We start from the raw sequence: 21,518 nt of genomic DNA, 5'->3' as shown, positions 1-21,518 counted from the left end.
CGATCAATAGGCGCTGACGCCGGTGCCCTTGTAGACGCGGTCGAACTCGGCCTTGACGGTCTCGTTCTGGTAGGCTGCGACCAGCTTCTTGACCCAGTCTTCGTTCTCGTTGCCGGTCTTGACCGCGATGAAGTTGCGGTAGGGATTGTCGGCCACAGGTTCTTGCGAGATGCGGTTTTCAGCGCTCAGCCCGCTCTTCAGCGCCCAATCGGTGTTGACCACGGCCGCATCGAGGTCCTCGACCGAACGGCCGACGATACCGGCATCAAGTTCCTTGATCTCGAACTTCTTGGGATTTTCCACGACGTCGGCGATGGTCGCCAGGATGCCGGTGCCATCCTTCAGCTTGATGACGCCGGTGTTGGCAAGCACGCGCAGCGCCCGGCCCTCGTTGGAGGGGTCATTGGGCACGCCGATCACTGCGGCTTCCGGCAGGTCTTCGAGCTTGGCGTGCTTCTTGGAATAGAGCCCGATGGGCCATAGCCCGGTGTAGCCAACCGGAGTGATATGGTAGCCTTGGGTCTTGATCTGGTTGTCGAGATAAGGCTGGTGCTGGAAGGCGTTGGCGTCGATGTCGCCACGCTCCAGCGCCTCGTTGGGCTGGGTGTAGTCGTTGAACACTACGGTCTCGACAGTCAGCCCCTGCTTGGCGGCCTCGGCCTTGACCACGCGCCAGACATCCTCGTCCTCACCGGAGATGATGCCGACCTTGATCGCGGTCTTGTCTTCCGCGAATGCCTGATGCGGCAAGGTGAAGCCGATGACGGTGACGACGGACGCCAAAAGTGCTGCAAGTGCCGTGCGCCGGCTGGCCGGTCGCTGATGGAAGTGGGTTTTGGTGATCTCGGTCATTTTGAACTCTCGCTGAGCGCCGATGGGAGGATGGCTCGCTCCGCAGGTAGCGAAGCTTGCCCATATCCTCGGCAAAGCGGCACCGTTCAGCAAAGGACCGCATTCCTCGGCCCGCCCAAAGGCAGGAATATCGTCTCAAAGAAAATGCGCCTTCGAGCAGAACTGACCCCGCCTTCGCAGTTGCGAAGAGCAGCATCGTCATCGGCGCGTCATGCAAAGCTGGTCAAAAGCGGCCGCATCGAAAGGGACCGCCGCTGATTCCTGGCTGGTGACTGCTAGCCGGCTAGACGCGGAGTAACAGGGAAGACATTTCTTGCGCATCCTGATGGTCACCGACGCCTGGAAGCCGCAGATCAACGGCGTGATCCACACGCTCGAACGGCTTTCCGAAGCGCTGAAAGCGTTCGACGCCGAAGCCGATTTCCTGACGCCGAACATCTTCCGCACCTTGCCGATGCCGACTTATCCCGACATCCGGCTGGCGCTGACCACGCCGGGCCATGTCGCGCGCATCATCGAGGAGCGGCGGCCCGACCACATACACCTGGTGACCGAAGGGCCACTCGGCATGATGGCGCGGCGCTACTGCCTGGCCCGCAAGCGCCCCTTCACCACCAGCTACCACACCCGTTTTCCCGAATATGTCAGTGCCCGCCTGCCGCTGCCAGAGAGCTGGAGCTATGGGCTGCTGCGCAAGTTCCACAATTCCGGCCAGGGCTGCATGGTCGCGACCCAGTCGCTTGCCGACGATCTCGCCTCGCGCGGGTTTGAAAAGCTGCGCCCCTGGACACGCGGCGTCGACATCAACCACTTCCATCCCGGCAAGAAGACCGTGATCGACCTGCCCCGCCCGATCTTCTTGTGCGTTGGGCGCATAGCGGTGGAGAAGAACCTGCCCGCCTTCCTCGACCTCGACCTGCCGGGTACCAAGGTACTGGTCGGCGACGGGCCGGAACTGGAAAGGTTGAAGGCGAAGTATCCGCAAGCGCATTTCCTCGGCCGGCGGCCAAGCGACGAACTCGCCGAAATCTACGCCTCCGCCGACGTCTTCGTCTTCCCGAGCCGCACCGACACCTTTGGCAATGTCATCATCGAAGCGCTGGCCAGCGGCACGCCCGTCGCCGCCTATCCGGTGACCGGGCCAATCGACATCGTCGGCGATGGTGTGGGCGGCGTGGTTGCGCAGGATTTGCGCGAGGCAGCACTTGCAGCGCTCAAGATCGACCGGCTTGAGGCCCGCAAGCGCGCGATGCGCTATACGTGGAATGCTTGTGCGGAGATGTTCCTGGATAATGTGAAGGCGGCTTACGCCGTGTAGACCGCCAGGACACCCCGACCATTCAGGTCAGGCCGAGTCGAAAATGGTGAGTTCCGAGAACCGGAACGGAGCGTACATTTGGGTACGTGAGTACCGGAAGCGCAGGAAATTGCCATTTGCAGGCCGGCATCACCTGAATTGCGACGTGTCCTAAAAAAGGCGGCCGCCGTCCGGCACCTGGCGCTCGACAGCACCGAGTACCACGTCGCCTTCGGCATCGGGAAATCCGAGCGTCAGCACTTCGGACATGAACTTGCCGATCTGGCGCGGCGGGAAGTTGACGACGGCAAAGACCTGCCGGCCGACAAGTGTTTCGGGCGTATAATATTTAGTGATCTGCGCTGACGACCGCTTCACGCCAATCTCCGGCCCAAAGTCGATCTTCAGCTTGAACGCCGGCTTGCGCGCCTCCGGATACGGCTCCACCTCGACAATCGTACCGGTGCGGATATCGACCTTGTCGAAATCCGCGAAGGTGATCTCGGGCTTGCGCTCGTTATGCGAACTCATCGGGCAGTCTCAGGCGTTACCGTGCGTTTCAAACAGCACGCTTGCCAGCGCGTCCTTGGCCGACGTACCCGACCAGACGACGAACTGGAACGCCTGGAAATAGCATTCGCAGGCTTCGAGCGCCGAAGACAGCAGAACTTCGACCTGCTGGCTGGTCGGCTCGACGCCACCGGCAAGCAGCAGCGACTGGCGGAACATGATCGCGCCTTCAGTCTCCCAGAGATCGAAATGGCCAAACAGCATCTGCTCGTTGATCAGCGACAAAAGCCTGAGGATTTCAAGCGTGCGGCTTTCCGGCACTTTCACATCGAAAGCACAGGCCAGGTGCAGGGCCTCAAAATCCTCCATCCAGGAGAAGGAGACCTGGTATTCAGTCCAGTTGCCGACAACCGAAATCGAGATTTCGTCGTCGCCGGCACGCTCGAATGACCAGTCGTTGTTGTGAGCCACCTGCTCGATAACATCCACCGGGTGGATTTCGCGCGAGAACTCGAGTTCGAGAAGTTCCATAAATGCTTCCTGTCGTTCCGGGAGCGCCATCGCGCTCCGCGCAAAGGGCACACACGACGAACAAACTTATTCTTGAACTCGGACGACCAGCGCTGCCAGACTCAATACCCCCAGCCGGACCGCTCCATCCGGGTGCATGACCCAGTTACGAATCATGCAACAAATTCAGTGTATTGATCGGGAGTTTCGTGAACAGCCCAATTTTTCGCAGCACCCCATTAGGATGTGGAAACAGGCTGCGGCGCAGATTCATCAAGCGCCGGTAAGCGATTCACGACAAAGCACTTTTTCGGATTGTGCTTTGTGGAAAAGTTAACGAATTATTTCTTTGTACGAGGCTTCGGCGACGCCGCCGGTGAGGCCTTGTCGTCGCTTTCACTGCCGCGGCCAGCGAGCTGGGCCTCAAGTGCCTCGATACGGGCGGTCAAAGCCTTGTTCTCAGCACGCGCCTTGATCGCCATGTCGCGGACGGCTTCGAACTCTTCGCGCTGCACCAGTTCGAGCGAATTCATCGCCCGTTCGGCCTGCGAGCGGAACGCGGTTTCAACCTCGCGCTTGACGCCCTGTGCGGCGCCTGCGGCATCGGTCATCAGCTTGGCGAACTCATCCAGAATGCGGTTCGGTCCGGTCGTCATGGCAAACCCTCGCGTTGTCCATTCGACGTAGTAGGGCAAGGCTTCGAATGCAAGTGCGTGAAGGTCTCCCGGTTCGGTTTGCGCTATCGCGCCGCATCCCGGACTTGCCGCAATCAATAACTATTATTAGATTGAAACAACGAAGGCAGGAGCATCGCCATGGCCATCAGCGCCGATCTGGGCACGCATCTCGAAGAGGTTGTGAACGAGCTGGTCAGCACCGGTCGCTACAACTCCAAGAGCGAGGTTTTGCGCGAAGGCGTCCGCCTCGTCGAGGAACGCGAAAAGCGCTTGGCCGCACTCGACGCCGCCTTGGCTCAAGGGCTGAGCGACGCCGAGGCCGGGCGTAGCAAGCCGGCCGATGAGGTGTTTGCACGCCTCGAAGCCAAATACCGTTCGCAGGGCCGATGACGACATGAAGGTCATCATCGCCGCCACTGCCGAAGCAGACATCGAGGCGATCGGCGATCACATTGCTCAATCAAATCCAACCCGCGCGCTGACATTCATCCTGGAGCTGCGCGACCGCTGTTTCGGCATAGCCGAGACACCGCTAGGTTACGCGGTGGTAAGGAAAATCGGCGACAACGAAATACGCCGTCGCGTGTTCGGCAACTACCTGATCTTCTACCGCGTGCACTTTGAATCGCTTGAAATCATCCGCGTGCTGCACGGCGCGATGGACTACGAGCAGATCCTTTTTCCCGAGCAATGACATCTCGGTTACCTCAGGCTTGCCTGCCTTGACCCTGCCAAAAGCCTGCCGCATGGTCCGCCGCATTGCCGGCCTTGGAGACTGATTTGAGCGCGTACCTTGCCCTTCCTTTGGCAGCCCTGCCCTTTCCGAACATCGACCCGGTCATCGTGCAGTTCGGGCCACTGGCCATCCACTGGTACGGGCTGGGATATGTCGTCGGTATTCTTTTTGCCTGGTGGTACGGCAAGCGGCTGGTGACCAACACCCGGCTGTGGCCGAACGGCATCCTGCCGATGAAGCCCGAAGCCCTAGACGATTTTCTCGTCTGGGCGGCGGCCGGCGTGGTGCTTGGCGGCCGCATCGGCTACATCCTGTTTTACGACCTCGCCCGCTACATCTCAAATCCGCTCGACATCTTCGCGGTCTGGCAAGGCGGCATGTCGTTTCATGGCGGACTGCTTGGCGTGACGATCACCATGTTCCTGTTTGCCCGCAAGCATGGCATCCTTGTCTGGTCGCTGATCGACGTGGTTGCGGCCGGCGTGCCGGTTGGCCTCGGCCTCGTTCGTGTTGCCAACTTCATCAATTCCGAGCTCTGGGGCCGGGTCACAAACGTGCCATGGGCGATCGAGTTCCCCACCGGCGGCCCGTTCCTGCGCCATCCGAGCCAGCTTTATGAAGCGCTGCTCGAAGGCCTGGTGCTGTTCCTCGTGCTGCGCTTCCTCACCCACTCGCGCCTGAAGCTCAAGACGCCGCGCTTCATCGCCGGCGCCTTCGTTTGCGGCTACGGCCTGTCGCGCATCTTCGTCGAGTTCTTCCGCGAACCCGACCAGCAGATCGGCTATCTCCTGGGCGGCTGGCTGACCATGGGCATGGTGCTTTCGGTGCCAATGGTGCTGATCGGCGTGTGGGCGATGCTGTCGGCCAAGCCGGTGACCCAAGCCGCAAAGCCGGCATGACCGCGCTCAAAAAGCGCATGACAAGCCTGATCGCCGCGTCGGGGCCGATAGGCGTCGCCGATTACATGGCGCAATGCTTGTTCGACCCCACGGACGGCTACTACACGACACGCGAGCCGTTCGGGGCGGCTGGCGACTTCACCACCGCGCCCGAAATCAGCCAGATGTTCGGCGAACTCGTCGCCGTCTGGCTCTACGCGGCATGGCAGGCTGAGGGACGGCCGACAAACGCCACGCTGGCCGAGATCGGCCCTGGGCGCGGCACGTTGATGAAGGACATGCTGCGGGTGCTGCAAAAGCTCGATGCGGCATTCCCCACCGTGGCCATGATCGAGACGAGCCCGCGCCTGCGCGAAATCCAGAAGCAGACCCTGGCCGCCAGCGGCGCAGAGATCGTCTGGCACGACACGGTATCCTCCCTGCCCAACGCACCGCTGTTCATCGTCGGCAACGAATTGTTCGACGCCATCCCGACCCGTCAGTTCGTCAGGATCGGCGCGGAATGGCGCGAGCGCGCCATCGGCATCGACGAGGCTGGCGAGCTTGTTTTCGTGGCTGGCCCGGCCACCATCGAAGCGGCACTCCTGCCCGCCGAGGCAGCAAACGCGCCCGAAGGCTCCATCTTCGAATTCGCCCCTGCCCGCACAGCCACCATGGAAGCCATCGCCGAGCGCATCGCAGCTTCAGATGGCACGGGGCTGTTTTTCGACTACGGCCATCTCAGCCCCGGCATTGGCGACACGCTGCAGGCGCTGCGCAAGCATCGATACGAAGACGTGCTGGCAACACCCGGCGAAGCGGACCTCACCTCGCATGTCGACTTTTCCGCCCTTGGCACCGCTGCGAAAGCCCATGGCCTCGACGCACGGCTTGCGACACAGGGCGAATTCCTGCTTGCCCTCGGCTTGCTCGAACGCGCTGGCAAGCTTGGCGCCAATGCGGACGACGCAGCGCGTGAAAAAATCCAGTCCGAGGTCGAGCGCCTTGCTGGCCCCGACGCGATGGGCACCTTGTTCAAGGTGATCGCGATCGCACCCGCTGGCACAAAACTTCCCTTCCCTACCCTCAGTTGACAGCGAGCTTGCTGCTGCCCCACTGTCCGCGCTCGCAACAGCAGAGCGGGTCGGCGAAGTCAGGCTTGGCCTTGACGAAATCGCACCCGGAGAAGACAAGGCGGCAATGCTGAACGACTCGAAACCGGAACCGATCCGGTCCAACTTGCTCGCCAGCGCGGAGGCCAACGGCATCCGCCACGGTTACTTCACCCGCATCGGCGGGGTCTCCGAAGGCATCTACGAAGGCTTGAACATTGGCGTCGGCTCGGACGACGATCAGGCGCGGGTCATCGAGAACCGTCGCCGCGTCGCCGCCTGGATGGGCGTACCGGCGGACCATTTGCTCAGCCTCTACCAGGTCCATTCACCCGACGTGATCGTGGCCACCGGGCCATTTTCAGGAGCTCGCCCCAAGGCTGACGCCATCGTCACCGACCGGCCCGGCATCGCCCTTGGCGCCTCCTCGGCCGATTGCGGTCCGGTGCTTTTCGCTGACCCTGAAGCGCGCATCATCGGTGCGGCCCATGCCGGCTGGAAGGGTGCTTTCACTGGCGTGCTCGAAAATACTGTCACCGCCATGGAAAAACTTGGCGCCAGGCGCGAGCGCATCCTTGCCGTGCTCGGTCCTTCGATCAGCGTTGCCAATTACGAGGTCGGCCCGGAATTCGTCGCCCGCTTCGTCGAAGCGGATGCCGGCAATACGCGCTACTTCACGCCTTCGGCCATTGCAGGCCATTCGATGTTCGACCTCAACCTCTACACCGTCGACCGGCTGCGCAGCGCCGGCGTCACCGCAGAGGCCTTGAACCGCTGCACCTACGCGGAAGAAGACCTATTTTATTCCTACCGGCGCACCACGCACCGGAAAGAAGCAGATTACGGACGGCAGATTTCGGCAATTGCACTGGAGGACTGAGAGCATGGCGCTGCATTTCGAACGAACCGAATTCGACGCCCGCCGTGACCGGCTGATGATCGAGATGGCCGAAAAGAAGCTCGACGCCGTCCTGCTGTTTGCGCAGGAGAGCATGTACTGGCTGACCGGCTACGACACATTCGGCTTCTGCTTCTTCCAGTCCCTGGTGGTCAAGGCCGACGGTTCGATGACGCTGTTGACGCGTTCGGCCGATTTGCGCCAGGCGCGCCACACCTCGACCATCGAAAACATCGTGTTGTGGACCGACCGCGACAACGCCAACCCGACTCTCGACCTGCGCAACCTGCTCAACGACCTCGGCCTGCTCGGCACCCGCGTCGGTGTCGAATACGACACCCATGGCCTCACCGCCTTCAACGGTCGCCGTCTCGACGAACAGCTCCAGACCTTCGGCCAGATCGTCGACGCCTCTGGCATCGTCGGTCGCCTGCGCCTGTTCAAGAGCCCGGCCGAGATCGAAAAAGCCGAAAAGGCCGCCGGTCTTGCCGACGACGCGCTCGATGCGGCACTGCCGCTGATCAAGCAGGGTGGTGACGAAGCCAAGATCCTGGCAGCCATGCAGGGCGCGATCTTTGCCGGCGGCGGCGACTATCCGGCCAACGAATTCATCATCGGCTCGGGCGTCGACGCTTTGCTCTGCCGCTACAAGGCCGGCCGCCGCAAGCTCAACAAGAACGACCAGCTGACGCTCCAATGGGCCGGCGTGTTCCACCACTACCATGCGCCGATGATGCGGACAGTGCTGACCGGCAAGGTGTCCAAGCGCCACCAGGAACTTTACGATGCGTCGCTTGCCGCACTGGTCGCGGTCGAAAAGGCGATGACGCCGGGCAACACATTCGGCGACGTCTTCGATGCGCACGCCAAAGCGCTGGAAATGCATGGGCTGACCAAGCACAGGCTCAACGCCTGCGGTTACTCGGTCGGTGCGCGCTTTGCCCCGTCCTGGATGGACATGCCGATGTTCTATCAAGGCAATGCCGAACCAATCGCGCCGAATATGACTTTGTTCGCTCACATGATCATCATGGATTCGGAAACCGAAACCGCAATGACGCTTGGCCGAACCTATCTGACCACCGAATCCGCGCCCAAGCCGCTTTCCCGCCATGATCTCGACTTGATCGTACGGTGATTGCGATGAACGCTGAGGGGCGTTTGTCATGGAGTTCGGTCAGATGAAACGTTGGTTTGTGGGCGCGGCAGGCCTGTCCGTGCTCGCCCTTTCGGCCTGCAACAGCTCCAAGGACGTGCTCGAGCCCTCGGCCATCGCACCGACGGAACAGTCGAACGCACTTGCCAAGATCGAGGGCACCGACGTCGCGGCGCCGCCAGTGACGGGTGCTGCCACAGTTGCCGCCACGGCTGTTCCGGCGCAGACGGGGGCCGTCACCTCCAAGACACGCGTGCAATTCGCCCCCATCGTCGGCACGCCGGTCGAGGCGGCGACGCCTCTGACCCAGCAGCTCGGCATTCGGGCACGTGCACGCGGAATCACGCTTGCCGGCAGCACCGACACGACGCCGCCCGGCATCATCATGCGCGGCTATTTCTCGGCGATGACCGAAGGCAAGGACACGACGGTCGTTTACGTCTGGGACGTCTACGATCCCGCCGGCACAAGGCTGCACCGCATCAACGGCCAGAAGACGGCGGCATCGAGCGGCAGCGGCGACGGCTGGCCCACGGTGGCACCCGCGACGATGCAGTCGATAGCCGACAGCACCATCGATCAGCTGGCCGACTGGCTGGCGGCGAAACCGGGTTAGGCCGCGACATTCCGCGCCACGATGTCGCTTTTTTGGGATTCAGCGGCGAGTCCGCTTGCAATACGGCTCAAGGCCGCTAAAAGCCCGCTCATATTCATTTCCAGGATCGGCGTATGAAACTCTTCGCGGGCAATTCCAACCGGGTGCTAGCAGAAGCTGTCGCTCGCTATCTCAACATTCCCCTTGGCAAGGCAAGCGTCAGGCGCTTCGCTGACCAGGAGATCTTTGTCGAGATCCAAGAGAACGTGCGCGGCGAGGATGTCTTCATCCTCCAGTCGACCGCCTTCCCGACCAACGATCACCTGATGGAACTTCTCATCATGATCGACGCCTTCATGCGTTCGTCGGCACGACGCATCACGGCGGTCATTCCTTATTTCGGCTACGCCCGGCAGGATCGCCGCGCTTCGGGCCGCACGCCGATCTCGGCCAAGCTGGTCGCCAACATGATCGCGCGTGCCGGCGCCAATCGCGTGCTCACGCTCGACCTGCATGCCGGCCAGATCCAGGGCTTCTTCGATATCCCGACGGATAATCTCTTCTCGATCCCGGTCATGGCCCGCGACGTGAAGGCCAAGTACAAGCAGCTCAACAACGTCATGGTGGTTTCGCCAGACGTCGGTGGCGTGGTGCGTGCCCGTGCACTCGCCAAGCGCATCGACGCCCAGCTCGCCATCGTCGACAAGCGCCGCGAACGCCCCGGTGAATCCGAGGTGATGAACGTCATCGGCGAAGTGCACGGCAAGGACTGCCTGCTCATCGACGACATCGTCGATTCCGGCGGCACGCTGTGCAACGCGGCCGACGCGCTGCTCGCCAAGGGCGCCACCAGCGTCACCGCCTACATCACCCATGGCGTGCTTTCGGGCGGTGCGGCTGCCCGCATCAGCGGGTCGCAGCTGCAGGAACTGGTCATCACCGACTCGATCCAGCCGACCCAGGCGGTGATGGACGCCCACAACATCCGCGTCGTTTCGATCGGCGACCTGATCGGCGAAGCGATCTCGCGCACGGCGACCGAAGAGTCGGTATCGAGCCTGTTCGACTAGGCTTTCTGCCTTAGGCAGACCATTTCATAGCCCCGCCCGGCAATCCGCGGCGGGGCTTTTTCGTTCCAGCAAGACGTCGGCACTGTTCAGGACAGCTGCCACGCCATCCCGGTGATCGCCGAGATGGCCAAAACGACGATCATGTTGGCGTGGTAGCGGATCAGCGCCACGCCTGCCGCGACAGCGATGATGGCCGCGGCCGCATCGAAGCTGCTGAAATCCAGCACCGGCAGCGCGAACGGCCCGAAATCCCTCTCGCCGACATTGCCAAACAGCACATGCAGCGCAAACCACACCGCAAGATTGGCGATGATGCCGACAACGGCTGCGGTGACCGCAGACAGCGCGCTAGCCAGCCAGCGCACATTGCGCACCGTCTCGACATAGGGCGCGCCGACGAAGATCCACAAGAAGCACGGCACGAAGGTGAACCACAGCGTCACCACAGCGCCCGTCACACCGCCGGCAAGCGGCGCAAGGCTGGAAAGCCTGGCGCCGCCGAGGAAACCGACGAACACCAAAACCAGGATCAGTGGCCCCGGTGTCGTTTCGGCGAGGCCGAGGCCGGTCAGCATTTCATCCGGCTTCAGCCAGCCATGCACCTCGACCGCCTGCTGGGCGACATAGGCAAGCACCGCATAGGCGCCGCCGAAGGTCACCGCCGCCATCTTGGAAAAGAACGTGGCTTCGGTGGTGAATACGTGGCCGGGCCCAAGCACCTGCCACAACACGATCAGCGGCACGAACCAGATCGCCAGCCACGCGGCGAGCGTGGAGAAGAACCGCCGGACGCTCGGTTGCGTCCATTCCGGCATGGCATAGGCGATTTCCGGCTCGATGTCGGCCGACGCCTTGCTGGAATTGCCACCGAGCAGGTGCATCACCGCCCCGATGACCGCCGCCACCGCAATGATCAGCGGGAACGGCAGCTTGAGAAAAGCGATGGCGATGAAGGCGGCAATCGCCAGCGCCACCATCAAACTGCTCTTCAGGGCGCGTTTCGACACCTTGATCAGCGCTTCCAGCACGACGGCCAGCACCGCTGCCTTGAGGCCGAACAACAGCCCCTGCACCAGCGTGACATGGCCAACGGTCAAATAAATCGCCGACAGCGCGGTAATGACGAGAGCGCCCGGCAACACGAACAGCAGCCCGGCGACCAGCCCTCCCCTGACGCCATGCAGCAGCCAGCCAGCATAGGTCGCAAGCTGCATCGCCTCCGGTCCCGGCAACAGCATGCAGTAGTTGAGCGCATGCAAGAAGCGTGGCTCATCGAGCCAGCGCTTCTCGTCGACGAGGATGCGGTGCATCAACGCGATCTGACCGGCCGGCCCGCCGAAGGACAAAAGGCCGATCTTGGCGAAGACGCGCACGGCTTCGGCAAAGGACGGGCGAGCCGCCCCGCTTGAAGTCATGTCCATTTCAGATCGCCTTTGCCGGCCAATTGTGGGTTTCAGCCGTCGCATAGCGGCACCAGCCGTAGAGCGCATCGTAAATCGTCATGCCCTTTTCCAGTTGCCTGAGATCGTCGGCCTCGATCGCCGAAAGGCCCAACGATATGGCGAGCAGCCCCGCAGCCTCCGGCTCCAGATCCATGCGCGCGGTGTCGGCCCCGCGCACGATCCTGGCAAGATGAAGCAGTGCGGGATCGGTCAGGCCGAACTCCGATATCAGCGTGTCGAATGTGCATTCGTCGCCGCGATGCGAATAATGCACCTCCTTGATGTCGTAAGGTATGGCGCCGGTCTCGTCGGCGACATCCTTGACCCACTCGGCAGTGACGAAATGAAAGATCGCCAGCGGGTCGATGAAGCGCCGGATCAGCCACGGACAGGCGATGCGGTCGATCTTCGGCCGCGACCGCGTTACCCAGACGCTTGGCGTGGGCAATCCGGGCTCGATACCCGGCGCTTCGCGGGCAACCAGCAATCCCCCGGCCGCAATCCACGCATCGATGCCGCCTTCGAGCATCGAAACATCAGCGCCTGCAGCTGCCAGACGCATGACAGCGATCTCGCTGACATTGTGGCCGTGGGCACAATAAACGACCAGTTCGCGCCTGGCTGGCAATTGCGGCAGCCATTCGTCGGTCTTCATGTGGTCGCGCCACAACGCCCCAGCGATGCGTGTCGGCGACGCGGCAAAAGTTTCGGCCCGGCGCACATCGATGATCAGCGGACAGAGATCAGTGCCGATCAAAGGGATCAATTGTTGGGACGAAATCATCCGAGGCATGGTTTTTCCTCCGCAAAGCCAGCGAAGGCGGAACTTGGGCTCGCGCCTCACGGGGAGTCCACCATGCCCCCGGTTTGTGAATTCTAGTTGAAAGCGGACCCCTCTTCAACGGCAAAGGGCCGGCGCACGCATTCCCCAATCAGCGCAGCACGCCGTCCAGCACGGGCAGCCCGATGATCGCCGCCGTTGCGATCAAGCCGTAGCAGATGCGGCGGAACGTGGTCTCGTTGGCACGGCTGAACAGGCGCGAGCCGATGAACAGTCCCGCAGCGAAGGTCGGCCCGATCGTCAGCGAAAGGCCCACAGTCTCCCAGGTCAGCAGCCCGGCGATCAGGTAGCTTACGATCGACAGCACGCTCGATATGGCAAAGTAGAGCACGATGTTGGCACGTACCGTCAGCGGCTGGATGGCGCCGCCGAGCCAGTAGGCGACGACAGGCGGCCCGCCGACCTGGGCGGCGCCCGAAAACAGCCCAGAGGTCGCACCTACGGCGGCGGTCAGGCTGGCGTGAGGGCGACCGTGATAGCGCCAACCCGACATCAAAAGCGCGAGCAGCGCAACCACGATGACGACGATGCCCCAGCGGATCACCACGCCGTCGACATGACTGAGCATATAGGTGCCGACCGGCACGCCGATGACCGCTCCGAGCGCCATGACGCCGACATTGGCGCGGTCGGCGTTTCGCCACGCATTCGGGATGAGCCCCGGGGTCAGCACGAGGTCGACGATCAAAAGCAGCGGCACCGCAAGCTTGGCCCCGACCAGCGAACTTGCCACCGGCACGAAAATCAGGGCGCCGCCAAAACCGGAAAAGCCACGGGCGCAGCCGGCGACGAACGCAGCCACGACAAGCACAAGGATAGTGGCCGCCGAAAGGTCGAGCGGGAGTAGTTCTTGCATCAATGAATTTGCCGCCGTGAATGTTACGAATCGGCGTGATACAGGCATGCGGGCGATTTCGCGAGCGGCCACGGCAACGCCATGAGGGAGCCAGCGCAAAGAGCCCCGGCGGTTGCACTTTTGCCCACCTTCCGTTATAGAGCCGCCACCCGCGTAGACACCCTTGGAGGCAACGCGGCGGAAGGCCGCCCCACCCGGCGGCTTTCGACGTTTACGGATGCGGCTTCGAGCCGGCCGTAGGCGCTCCATACAACCGAAAGGAAATGCCATGAGCGAAACATACGAGCTCAAGGCCGAAGCACGCGAACAGGTCGGTAAGGGGTCCGCCCGTGAAGTTCGCCGCAACGGTAAAGTGCCTGCAGTTATTTACGGCGACAAGCAGCCTCCCCTGGCCATCGCCCTGTCCTACAAGGACATCTTCTACAAGATCCATGGCGGCAGCTTCCTGACCACCGTGGCCACGATCGATGTCGACGGCAAGAAGATCCAGGTCCTGCCGAAGGACTATCAGCTTGACCCGGTCCGCGACTTCCCGATGCATGTCGACTTCTTGCGCGTCGGCGCAAACACCGAAGTCAACGTCCAGGTTCCGGTGCACTTCATCAACGAAGAAAAGTCGCCCGGCATCAAGCGCGGCGGTACGCTCAACATCGTTCGTCACGAAGTCGAGTTCCACTGCCCGGCCAATGCGATCCCGGACTTCATCACCGTCGATCTCGACGGCACGGACATCGGCGATTCGATCCACATCTCGGCCGTCAAGCTGCCCAAGGGCGTGAAGCCGGTCATCTCCGACCGCGATTTCACCATCGCAACGATCGCCGGCACTTCGGCATCGAAGTCGGAAGAAGGCGCTGCCGAAGCTGGCGAGACCGCCGAGGCCTAAGCCTCAAGCGCCCGGAGGACCCGAACATGCTGCTCTTTGCAGGTCTCGGCAATCCGGGTGCGCAATACCAGAACAACCGGCACAATGTCGGCTACATGGCGGCGGACGCAATTGCCCGCCGCCATTCGTTTTCGCCCTGGACGAAAAAATTCAAGGGCCTGATATCTGAAGGCAACATCGGCGGCGAAAAGGTCATCCTGATCAAGCCGCAGACCTTCATGAACCTGTCCGGCCAGTCGGTCGGCGAAGCCTTGCGCTTCTACAAGCTCGAACCTTCGGCGCTGACCGTCTTTTACGATGAGCTCGACCTGGTCGCCGGCAAGGTGCGGGTCAAGATCGGCGGCGGCGCGGGTGGCCATAACGGCATCCGCTCGATCGACCAGCACATCGCCAAGAACTATCGCCGTGTCCGCATTGGCATCGGCCATCCCGGCGTCAAGGAAATGGTGCACGACCACGTGCTGGGCGACTTCGCCAAGGCCGACAAGGAATGGCTGGACGTTCTTCTCGACCTGGTGGCCGATAGCGCCGACTTTCTGACCAAGGGCGACGACAACGGCTTCATGAACAAGGTGACGGTCGGCCTGCGCGACAAGCTCGCGCCCACCTCCGACGACGATCGCCCGCCGCCCAAGGCCCCAAAGCCGCAAGCGCCAAAAGCTCAAAGCCATATCCGCCAGGCCCGCACGCCGCAGGCTCCGGTCAAGATTCCCGAAAGCGGGCCGATGGCCGCGATGCTGAAAAAACTGTTCGGCAACAAGGACTGAGCGCGGCTGCTACAGATTTTGCCACCTGTAGACCACGAGATCGAAAAACCACTGGAGCGTAGCGTTCACGTATGTTGCGAAGAAATTTGCAACGCTTGAAGAAAACAACACAAAGAACATGCCCACTGCGACAACTAGGGCGACTGCAACCTTCAGGTTCCGCCAGCTATCCAGTCGATAGTACCCATCTTCATCGAACTCTGTTTCGTGAATCCAATCGGTCAGAAGATAGCCAAGAGGTAGATACAGATCGGTATGTATCGACCCTGTGAACCGCTCTGGGTATGGGGCCCAGAGCGCTCTCGCGACATGCCAAAGCGCGCCGATTGCAGCCAAAACAAATGGTGCAGCAAGGTAGTGCCAAAGCGTTGCCTGGGTTTCCAATTGCGTCTCCCTGTCGGCACTATGCCGAAGGTAGATTAAAGGTGCCTTATCCTGCATCTGTTCTATGCGCCGGCCTAAAACTCAGCGATCAACGCTCCTGACATAAGTTCGACGGCATCCGTGCTAGGAGGGCTCTTTGGCAACTGGGAGCGGGTCTGATGGTTTCTGTAGGCGTTGATGACGTCATCTACATGTTCGCGATGTCGCTAGATGGCTACATAGCCCGCGACGATGGCAGCTTCGACTGGCTCGACAACTTTCCAGCTGATGACGACTATGATTTTTCCGCCTTCATGAATTCGCTGAGCGGTATCGTCATGGGACGCGCCGCCTACGATATCGTGCGCCGCGAACCGGAATGGGCCTACGCCAAATATCCCTGCCTCGTTGCCACGTCGCGTCCGCTGGACAACCCGCCCGAAAACACCGAAGCGATGGCGGGCTCACCTGCCGAATTGCTGGCCAATCTCCGGCGCCGCGGCGCCAATGGCCGCATCTGGATGTTCGGCGGCGGTGACCTCGCCCGCCAGTTCATGGACGCAGGCTTGCTCGACACGATCGAGATCGGAACGATCCCTGTCATCTTGGGCTCCGGCATCCCCGCCTTCGGCGGCAAGCAGGCCGATCGCTGGCTCGACCTGGCCTTTGCCAAGCCGCTCGCCAATGGCGCGGTGCATGCGCAATACCGCGTGCGACGCTGAAAGACTTGACGATACAAGGCCTGATCGCCCATAGCCCTGATCAAAATTCCGATTTCCCGATAGGACCAAGACCATGGGTTTCAAATGCGGCATCGTTGGCCTGCCCAACGTTGGCAAATCGACGCTTTTCAATGCGCTGACGCGCACGGCTGCCGCACAGGCGGCAAACTATCCTTTCTGCACCATCGAGCCGAACACCGGCGAAGTGGCGGTTCCTGACCCGCGCCTAAAACTTCTGGCGGCGACCGCCAAGTCGAAGGAGATCATTCCGACCCGCATCTCCTTCGTCGATATCGCTGGCCTGGTGCGTGGCGCCTCGAAGGGCGAAGGCCTAGGCAACCAGTTCCTCGCCAATATCCGCGAGGTCGACGCCATCGTGCACGTGCTGCGCTGCTTCGAAGATGACGACATCACCCATGTCGAAGGCCGCATCGACCCCGTCGCCGACGCCGAGACGGTCGAGACCGAGCTGATGCTCGCCGACCTCGAAAGCCTCGAGCGCCGCATCGTGCAGTTCCGCAAGCGCGCCGCGAGCAAGGACAAGGAAGCAACCACCGTCCTGCCGATGATGGAGCAGGCCTTGGCGCTGCTGCAGGACGGCAAGCCGGCGCGCCTGCTGCTCAAGGGCATTGCCCCTGAAGACCTCGAGATCCTTCAGGGCCTCAACCTGCTGACCTCGCACCCAGTGCTCTACGTCTGCAACGTCGCCGAAAGCGACGCCGCGACCGGCAACGAGCACACCCGCGCCGTCGAGAAGATGGCCGCGGCGCAGGGCGCAGGCGTCGTCGTCATCTCGGCCGCCATCGAAGCCGAAGTCGCGCAGCTGCCCGACGAAGAAGCCCAGGAATTCCTGGCTGATCTCGGCCTCAAGGAGCCGGGCCTGGATAAGCTCATCCGCGCCGGCTACGAGCTTTTGCACCTGATCACCTACTTCACCGTCGGCCCCAAGGAGACGCGTGCCTGGACCGTCCACAAGGGCGCCAAGGCACCGCAGGCTGCGGGCGTGATCCACACCGACTTCGAACGCGGCTTCATCCGCGCCCAGACCATCGCCTATAACGACTTCGTCACGCTTGGCGGCGAAGTTCCGGCCAAGGAGGCCGGCAAGGCGCGCGACGAAGGCAAGGAATATGTCGTCCAGGACGGCGACGTCATGCTGTTCAAGTTCAACACCTGATGCCTTGAGACCCCTATGACGCAGCACGCTTCTTTCGAGATCGATCTTCCGAAATCGTTGCGGGCCGCGTTATCGGGTTACGACTGGGACCGGCAGACTATCGGCCATTCGGATGCCGGCGTGTTCAAGCTTGCAGCCACCGGCAAGCCGACCCTTTTCCTCAAGACCGAAGAGACCAGCGACTTTGCCGAGCTGCCCGACGAGGTGGCTCGGCTGCGCTGGTTAGGCAGCCAAGGCGTCCCCTGCCCCGAAGTCATCGTCTTCGATATCCATGCCGGCCACAACTGGCTGCTGATGAGCGCGCTTGCCGGCCAGGATCTGGTTTCGCAAGAGACCGCGCCCGACAAGGCCATCGCCATCATGGCCCAGGCGCTGCGCAGCTTGCATGCGCTGGATATCTCTTCCTGCCCGTTCGACCACAGGCTTGCGGCGCGTATCGCTTTGGCAAAGTCCCGCATGGAGGCCGGCGAGGTCGATGAGGACGACTTCGACGAGGAATGGCTGGGGCAAACCGCCGAAACGGTATTCGAACAGGTTCTGGCGCGCCGGCCAGCCGGCGAAGAGCTGGTGGTGACCCATGGCGACGCGTCCATGCCGAATTTCATCGCCGATGGCGACCGCTTCTCAGGCGTCATCGATTGCAGCCGGCTCGGCGTCGCCGACCGCCATCAGGATTTGGGCATCGTCTGCTGGAGCATCCACACCAATCTTGGCGAAGAGTGGATAGCACCCTTCCTCGCGCTCTACGGTATGCCCGAGGCCGAAGCGGCGAAGCTCTCCTATTACCAGCTGCTCGACGAGTTCTTCTGAGCAGACCTCGGTGACGACGTCATAGTTCCGTCATGTCGCGCCCCTACGGACTGGCGGCTTGACGCCTGCTGCGCCCGGGTCTACGCGCGGCCTGGTGGGCCGGCTGTCGGCACTGTGTTTTGACGTTAACTTGAGCGCGTGCCCGGTTGGGCAGTCTCGCCTCCAGCATGGGAGACCCGGCCGATGATCAAGGCATTCGTCGTGGAAAACGACCGCCTGCGGCTCTCGGAGAATATCGAGGCCGACAAGGACAGGATCGTGTGGGCCGACATGTTCACGCCGACCAAAGACGAAGAGGCCATGATCGAGCAATGGCTCGGGGTTGGCGTTCCGACGCGCGAGGAGATGGAGGAGATCGAAATCTCGTCGCGCCTCTATGTCGAGGATGGCGCCTACTTCATGACCGCCACCTTGCCCTCCCAGGCCGACAGCGACGATCCCGTGATGTCGCCCGTCACCTTCGTTTTGCGCCGCAATCTGCTGGTCACCATCCGCTATCACGAGCCGCGCGCCTTCCAGACCTTTCCGATGCGGGCCGAGAAAGCCTCGACCGGCTGCACCACGGGCGAAACCATCCTCATCGGCCTGCTGGAGGCGATCGTCGACCGCCTCGCCGACGTTTTGGAGCGGGCTTCGCGCGGCGTCGAGGCGATCTCCAAGGACATCTTCAACCCGACCGCCACCAAGGCCTCGAAGCGCGACCGCGACTTCCAGCGCCTGCTCAAGGATATCGGCCGCAAGGAAACGCTGACCTCCGACATCCGAGACAGCCTGACCTCGTTGCAGCGCCTGTCGGGCTTTCTGGCCAATGCCGTTGGCCAGGGCAAGAACGGCAAGGATTCCAAGGCACACGTCAAGACGCTGTCGCGGGACGTGCTGTCGCTCACCGACCACGCCAATTTCCTGTCGCAAAAGATCACCTTCCTGCTCGATGCGACGCTCGGCATGATCAACATCGAGCAGAACGGCATCATCAAGATCGTCTCGGTGGCGGCGGTCGTGTTCCTGCCGCCGACGCTGGTGGCCTCGATCTACGGCATGAATTTCGAACTGATGCCGGAGCTGAAATGGCTGTTCGGCTACCCCTTCGCGCTCGGCATGATGGTCGTTTCGGCGATCCTGCCCTATTGGTATTTCCGCCGCCGCGGCTGGCTGTGAGCCAATGACTGGTCCCTGACCGTGCCTTGCCGACGAGCCAAGGCCGGTTCATTGTGATCGTACAATCTTGAACAGGATTTCCGATGAGCGCCAAGAAATGGGCCTATGAGGATTTTGGCGAGGGCGCTGTGCTCGACCTCGGCACCAAGATCGTCAGCGCAGATGAGATCGTCGAATTCGCCTCGGAGTTCGACGCGCAACCGTTTCATCTCGACGAAGAAGCCGGCAAGGCGAGCATCCTGGGCGGTCTATCGGCGTCGGGCTGGCACACCTGCTCGATGTTCATGCGCATGCTGTGCGACGCTTTGCTGCTCGACTCGACCTCGCAAGGCGCACCGGGCATCGACTATGCCAAGTGGAAACGGCCGGTGCTGGCCCGCGACACGCTGAGCGGCAAACTGACCATCCTGTCCAAGCGCCTGTCACGCTCGAAACCGACGCTCGGCTTTGTCAGCTGGCGCGCCGAACTGGTGAACGAGAAGGGCGAGGTCGTTTTCGAACTTGCCAACACCTGCATGTTCCTCACCCGCGAGGCAGCGGCATGACGCTCGACGAATATCTCGGCATCGACGTCACCATCACGCTCGGCAGCTATCGTTTCGAGGCGGAGGCGATCAAGGAGTTCGCCCGCAAATACGATCCGCAGCCCTTCCATGTCGACGAGGAGGCCGCCAAGGCCAGCGTCTTCGGCAGCCTGTGTGCCTCGGGCTGGCACACCACTGCCGCCTGGATGAAGCTCAACCTTGCGCATCGCGGCCGCGCCTGGGAGGGCCCCGGCCCGAAACCAGAATTCGGCCCCTCGCCCGGCTTCAAGAACCTGAAATGGCTGAAGCCGGTCTATGCCGGCGAGACGGTGACCTTCACCCGGCGCGGCCTCGATCACCGGCCGCTCGCCTCACGCCCCGGCTGGCGCATCATGACCATTCACTCCGAGGGTTTTGACTCCACCGGCGACAAGGTCATCGAGTTTAACAGCGCAGTGCTCGTGAAGGTAGCTTAGCAGCAGCTTGCCTCGTGGGCTCACGCGGCCAGATCAGCATGCCCAACTGTTTCACCATCGTCGAAAACACGCGCCGTTCGGCTGAACAAGGCGCGGATCTTTGCCCAGAAATTACCCCCCAGCACCAGAAAGCTGGCCAGGAACACCAGGTCGCCGAGTATCTGCAACTCAAACAGGTTCGGGCGAAGCTCGGGAAATGCCGCGTCGATGTAGGGCTCGAGCGCCGATGTGGCCAAGGGGACGCAGAACATGACCAGCCCTATATTGTAGCGCGCCGGGCTGATACTGCTTTCAGGCGGAAAGCGGAAGGCAGCGAGCACCTTGCTCTTGAGCTGCTGAAAGCCCGGCTTGCCCATGACCGCGATCATCAGCAGGATGACCGCCTTGTTCCAGATGAAGATCAGACCGGTGAGTGTCGCAATGGTACCTGCCGAGGCCCCGAGCCACGCCGCGACCGGCACCAGCAGCCAGGCGGCAATCACCAGGCCCAGCAAGAAAACACCAGCCTTGAAGCGCCACGTCGACATGCTCGGCTGGGCAGCTTGCGAGCCTTGACCTGCCATCGGCGAACTCCGTTTCGCTGTGCGACGTCCGACCAGCTTGGCCGTCAGCAACAGTGCTAACACGCCAATTCGTCGGCGGCGATGCCCCTGCAGCTTCGGCATACCCTGCTGGCGTGGGCTCCCCTCGCCCCGTTTTTGGGGAGAGGGTGGCCCGAAGGGCCGGGTGATGGGCAATCGCGGCGCTCTACGTTGCCCCCCCTCTGGCCTGCCGGCCATCTCCCCCTCAGGTGGGGAGATCAGCAGCTTCGGCACCTCGCGCCCTTTGCGACGTTGATGGTTAGCTAAGGCCGCGATGACGGCGTGATCTCCCCACCTGAGGGGGAGATGGCCGGCAGGCCAGAGGGGGGGCGCGAAGGAATACGACCTCCGCCGCCTTTGGCTCGCACTTATTCACCGCCACGCTCGCTTTCGCGCCTGGTCATTGTCAAAGAGCACTCCCTTGCAGGAGGTAGTTCGGGAAGCGGGGCGCGAGGCCGAGCCTTCCGATTGATAATATGTGGCGCGACGTTCGCGCCCCGCTCGGTGTTCTTGCCCCGCTCAGTCGCCTCGGCTTTCACCGCCAGCCGCCGCAAGGCCCGGGCTTGGGGGCTCATCACCCAGCAGGAGAACCGACCTCCCACCAGCCCGGCACCGGCGCTTCCC

26 protein-coding genes are annotated in these 21,518 nt (G+C 62.2%); 17 read left to right on the top strand and 9 right to left on the bottom strand.

Translation table 11 applies throughout. From position 1 onward, the window contains the following. Positions 1-3 precede the first annotated feature (3 nt). On the bottom strand, positions 4-852 hold the full coding sequence (locus tag AC1DLV_RS21890) for a MetQ/NlpA family ABC transporter substrate-binding protein (protein ID WP_476802170.1): 849 nt from the start codon (positions 850-852) through the stop codon (positions 4-6). Between the two features lie 313 nt (positions 853-1,165). Between AC1DLV_RS21890 and AC1DLV_RS21885 the strand changes: the two genes are divergently transcribed. Continuing rightward, entirely contained in the window at positions 1,166-2,170 is a 1,005-nt protein-coding gene (locus AC1DLV_RS21885; protein WP_476802169.1) for a glycosyltransferase family 4 protein, read from the top strand. Between the two features lie 150 nt (positions 2,171-2,320). On the opposite strand, the gene AC1DLV_RS21880 is transcribed toward AC1DLV_RS21885, so the two are convergent. The 3 genes from AC1DLV_RS21880 to AC1DLV_RS21870 form a co-directional block, all read right to left on the bottom strand. After that, positions 2,321-2,680 (bottom strand): tRNA-binding protein, encoded by a 360-nt coding sequence (locus AC1DLV_RS21880; RefSeq protein WP_476802168.1) that lies wholly within the window; start codon positions 2,678-2,680, stop codon positions 2,321-2,323. Between the two features lie 9 nt (positions 2,681-2,689). Continuing rightward, positions 2,690-3,190 carry a type III secretion system chaperone family protein gene (locus AC1DLV_RS21875; RefSeq protein ID WP_214389781.1) on the bottom strand — a complete coding sequence of 167 codons (501 nt, stop codon included), beginning with the start codon at positions 3,188-3,190 and terminating at the stop codon, positions 2,690-2,692. A 320-nt stretch (positions 3,191-3,510) separates the two neighbouring features. Then, entirely contained in the window at positions 3,511-3,825 is a 315-nt protein-coding gene (locus AC1DLV_RS21870) for an accessory factor UbiK family protein (RefSeq protein WP_476802167.1), read from the bottom strand. A gap of 159 nt (positions 3,826-3,984) precedes the next feature. Between AC1DLV_RS21870 and AC1DLV_RS21865 the strand changes: the two genes are divergently transcribed. The 8 genes from AC1DLV_RS21865 to AC1DLV_RS21830 all read left to right on the top strand — a co-directional run bounded on the left by AC1DLV_RS21865 (position 3,985) and on the right by AC1DLV_RS21830 (position 10,291). After that, positions 3,985-4,236: a type II toxin-antitoxin system ParD family antitoxin gene (locus AC1DLV_RS21865; protein WP_476802166.1), complete on the top strand. Its 252-nt coding sequence runs from the start codon at positions 3,985-3,987 to the stop codon at positions 4,234-4,236. Between the two features lie 4 nt (positions 4,237-4,240). Next, positions 4,241-4,540 carry a type II toxin-antitoxin system RelE/ParE family toxin gene (locus AC1DLV_RS21860; protein ID WP_476802165.1) on the top strand — a complete coding sequence of 100 codons (300 nt, stop codon included), beginning with the start codon at positions 4,241-4,243 and terminating at the stop codon, positions 4,538-4,540. Between the two features lie 86 nt (positions 4,541-4,626). Continuing rightward, positions 4,627-5,481 (top strand): prolipoprotein diacylglyceryl transferase, encoded by an 855-nt coding sequence (gene lgt, locus AC1DLV_RS21855; protein WP_476802164.1) that lies wholly within the window; start codon positions 4,627-4,629, stop codon positions 5,479-5,481. After that, complete coding sequence (locus AC1DLV_RS21850) at positions 5,478-6,554, top strand: class I SAM-dependent methyltransferase (protein WP_476802163.1); 1,077 nt, start codon at positions 5,478-5,480, stop codon at positions 6,552-6,554. The genes lgt and AC1DLV_RS21850 overlap by 4 nt, the downstream gene beginning before the upstream one ends. Positions 6,555-6,660: 106 nt before the next feature. Next, entirely contained in the window at positions 6,661-7,452 is a 792-nt protein-coding gene (gene pgeF, locus AC1DLV_RS21845) for a peptidoglycan editing factor PgeF (protein WP_476802162.1), read from the top strand. A 4-nt stretch (positions 7,453-7,456) separates the two neighbouring features. Then, entirely contained in the window at positions 7,457-8,608 is a 1,152-nt protein-coding gene (locus tag AC1DLV_RS21840) for a M24 family metallopeptidase (protein WP_476802161.1), read from the top strand. Between the two features lie 43 nt (positions 8,609-8,651). Then, positions 8,652-9,242, top strand: coding sequence for a hypothetical protein (locus tag AC1DLV_RS21835; RefSeq protein ID WP_476802160.1), 591 nt, complete (start codon positions 8,652-8,654; stop codon positions 9,240-9,242). Positions 9,243-9,355: 113 nt separating this feature from the next. Next, on the top strand, positions 9,356-10,291 hold the full coding sequence (locus tag AC1DLV_RS21830) for a ribose-phosphate pyrophosphokinase (RefSeq protein WP_476788010.1): 936 nt from the start codon (positions 9,356-9,358) through the stop codon (positions 10,289-10,291). An 86-nt stretch (positions 10,292-10,377) separates the two neighbouring features. On the opposite strand, the gene chrA is transcribed toward AC1DLV_RS21830, so the two are convergent. The 3 genes from chrA to AC1DLV_RS21815 form a co-directional block, all read right to left on the bottom strand. After that, on the bottom strand, positions 10,378-11,712 hold the full coding sequence (gene chrA, locus AC1DLV_RS21825; RefSeq protein ID WP_476802159.1) for a chromate efflux transporter: 1,335 nt from the start codon (positions 11,710-11,712) through the stop codon (positions 10,378-10,380). Position 11,713: 1 nt separating this feature from the next. Further along, positions 11,714-12,517, bottom strand: a complete 804-nt coding sequence (locus tag AC1DLV_RS21820) for a chromate resistance protein ChrB domain-containing protein (protein ID WP_476802296.1) — start codon at positions 12,515-12,517, stop codon at positions 11,714-11,716. A 148-nt stretch (positions 12,518-12,665) separates the two neighbouring features. Further along, positions 12,666-13,430, bottom strand: coding sequence for a sulfite exporter TauE/SafE family protein (locus AC1DLV_RS21815; protein ID WP_476802158.1), 765 nt, complete (start codon positions 13,428-13,430; stop codon positions 12,666-12,668). A gap of 268 nt (positions 13,431-13,698) precedes the next feature. Here AC1DLV_RS21815 and AC1DLV_RS21810 point away from each other — a divergent pair, with 268 nt between their 5' ends. Together AC1DLV_RS21810 and pth are read left to right on the top strand one after the other, a co-directional pair. Continuing rightward, positions 13,699-14,316, top strand: coding sequence for a 50S ribosomal protein L25/general stress protein Ctc (locus AC1DLV_RS21810; protein ID WP_476802157.1), 618 nt, complete (start codon positions 13,699-13,701; stop codon positions 14,314-14,316). Between the two features lie 26 nt (positions 14,317-14,342). Further along, positions 14,343-15,083, top strand: a complete 741-nt coding sequence (gene pth, locus AC1DLV_RS21805; RefSeq protein ID WP_476802156.1) for an aminoacyl-tRNA hydrolase — start codon at positions 14,343-14,345, stop codon at positions 15,081-15,083. A 9-nt stretch (positions 15,084-15,092) separates the two neighbouring features. On the opposite strand, the gene AC1DLV_RS21800 is transcribed toward pth, so the two are convergent. Next, positions 15,093-15,467 (bottom strand): hypothetical protein, encoded by a 375-nt coding sequence (locus AC1DLV_RS21800; RefSeq protein ID WP_476802155.1) that lies wholly within the window; start codon positions 15,465-15,467, stop codon positions 15,093-15,095. A gap of 158 nt (positions 15,468-15,625) precedes the next feature. On the opposite strand from AC1DLV_RS21800, the gene AC1DLV_RS21795 reads away from it, so the two are divergent. From AC1DLV_RS21795 to AC1DLV_RS21770, 6 genes are all read left to right on the top strand, one after another. Beyond that, positions 15,626-16,168, top strand: coding sequence for a dihydrofolate reductase family protein (locus AC1DLV_RS21795; protein WP_476802154.1), 543 nt, complete (start codon positions 15,626-15,628; stop codon positions 16,166-16,168). Between the two features lie 73 nt (positions 16,169-16,241). Beyond that, entirely contained in the window at positions 16,242-17,345 is a 1,104-nt protein-coding gene (ychF, locus tag AC1DLV_RS21790) for a redox-regulated ATPase YchF (RefSeq protein ID WP_476802153.1), read from the top strand. 15 nt (positions 17,346-17,360) lie between these two features. Further along, positions 17,361-18,155: an APH(3')-II family aminoglycoside O-phosphotransferase gene (locus AC1DLV_RS21785; protein WP_476802152.1), complete on the top strand. Its 795-nt coding sequence runs from the start codon at positions 17,361-17,363 to the stop codon at positions 18,153-18,155. Positions 18,156-18,338: 183 nt separating this feature from the next. Then, entirely contained in the window at positions 18,339-19,313 is a 975-nt protein-coding gene (corA, locus tag AC1DLV_RS21780) for a magnesium/cobalt transporter CorA (RefSeq protein WP_476802151.1), read from the top strand. Positions 19,314-19,396: 83 nt separating this feature from the next. Next, positions 19,397-19,858 carry a MaoC family dehydratase gene (locus tag AC1DLV_RS21775; protein ID WP_476802150.1) on the top strand — a complete coding sequence of 154 codons (462 nt, stop codon included), beginning with the start codon at positions 19,397-19,399 and terminating at the stop codon, positions 19,856-19,858. Then, positions 19,855-20,313 (top strand): MaoC family dehydratase, encoded by a 459-nt coding sequence (locus tag AC1DLV_RS21770; RefSeq protein WP_476802149.1) that lies wholly within the window; start codon positions 19,855-19,857, stop codon positions 20,311-20,313. Before AC1DLV_RS21775 ends, AC1DLV_RS21770 begins: the two co-directional genes overlap by 4 nt. A 20-nt stretch (positions 20,314-20,333) precedes the next feature. Here the strand turns inward: AC1DLV_RS21770 and AC1DLV_RS21765 are convergent, their stop codons facing one another. Beyond that, the gene (locus tag AC1DLV_RS21765) at positions 20,334-20,978 is read right to left on the bottom strand and encodes a transporter suffix domain-containing protein (RefSeq protein WP_476802148.1); all 645 of its coding nucleotides are present in this window, start codon (positions 20,976-20,978) and stop codon (positions 20,334-20,336) included. Positions 20,979-21,518 lie beyond the last annotated feature (540 nt).

This window comes from Aminobacter sp. 01T433, from assembly GCF_056398585.1.
The sequence above is the reverse complement of the archived record's forward strand: the minus strand, read 5'-3'. Positions and strand labels throughout refer to the sequence as shown.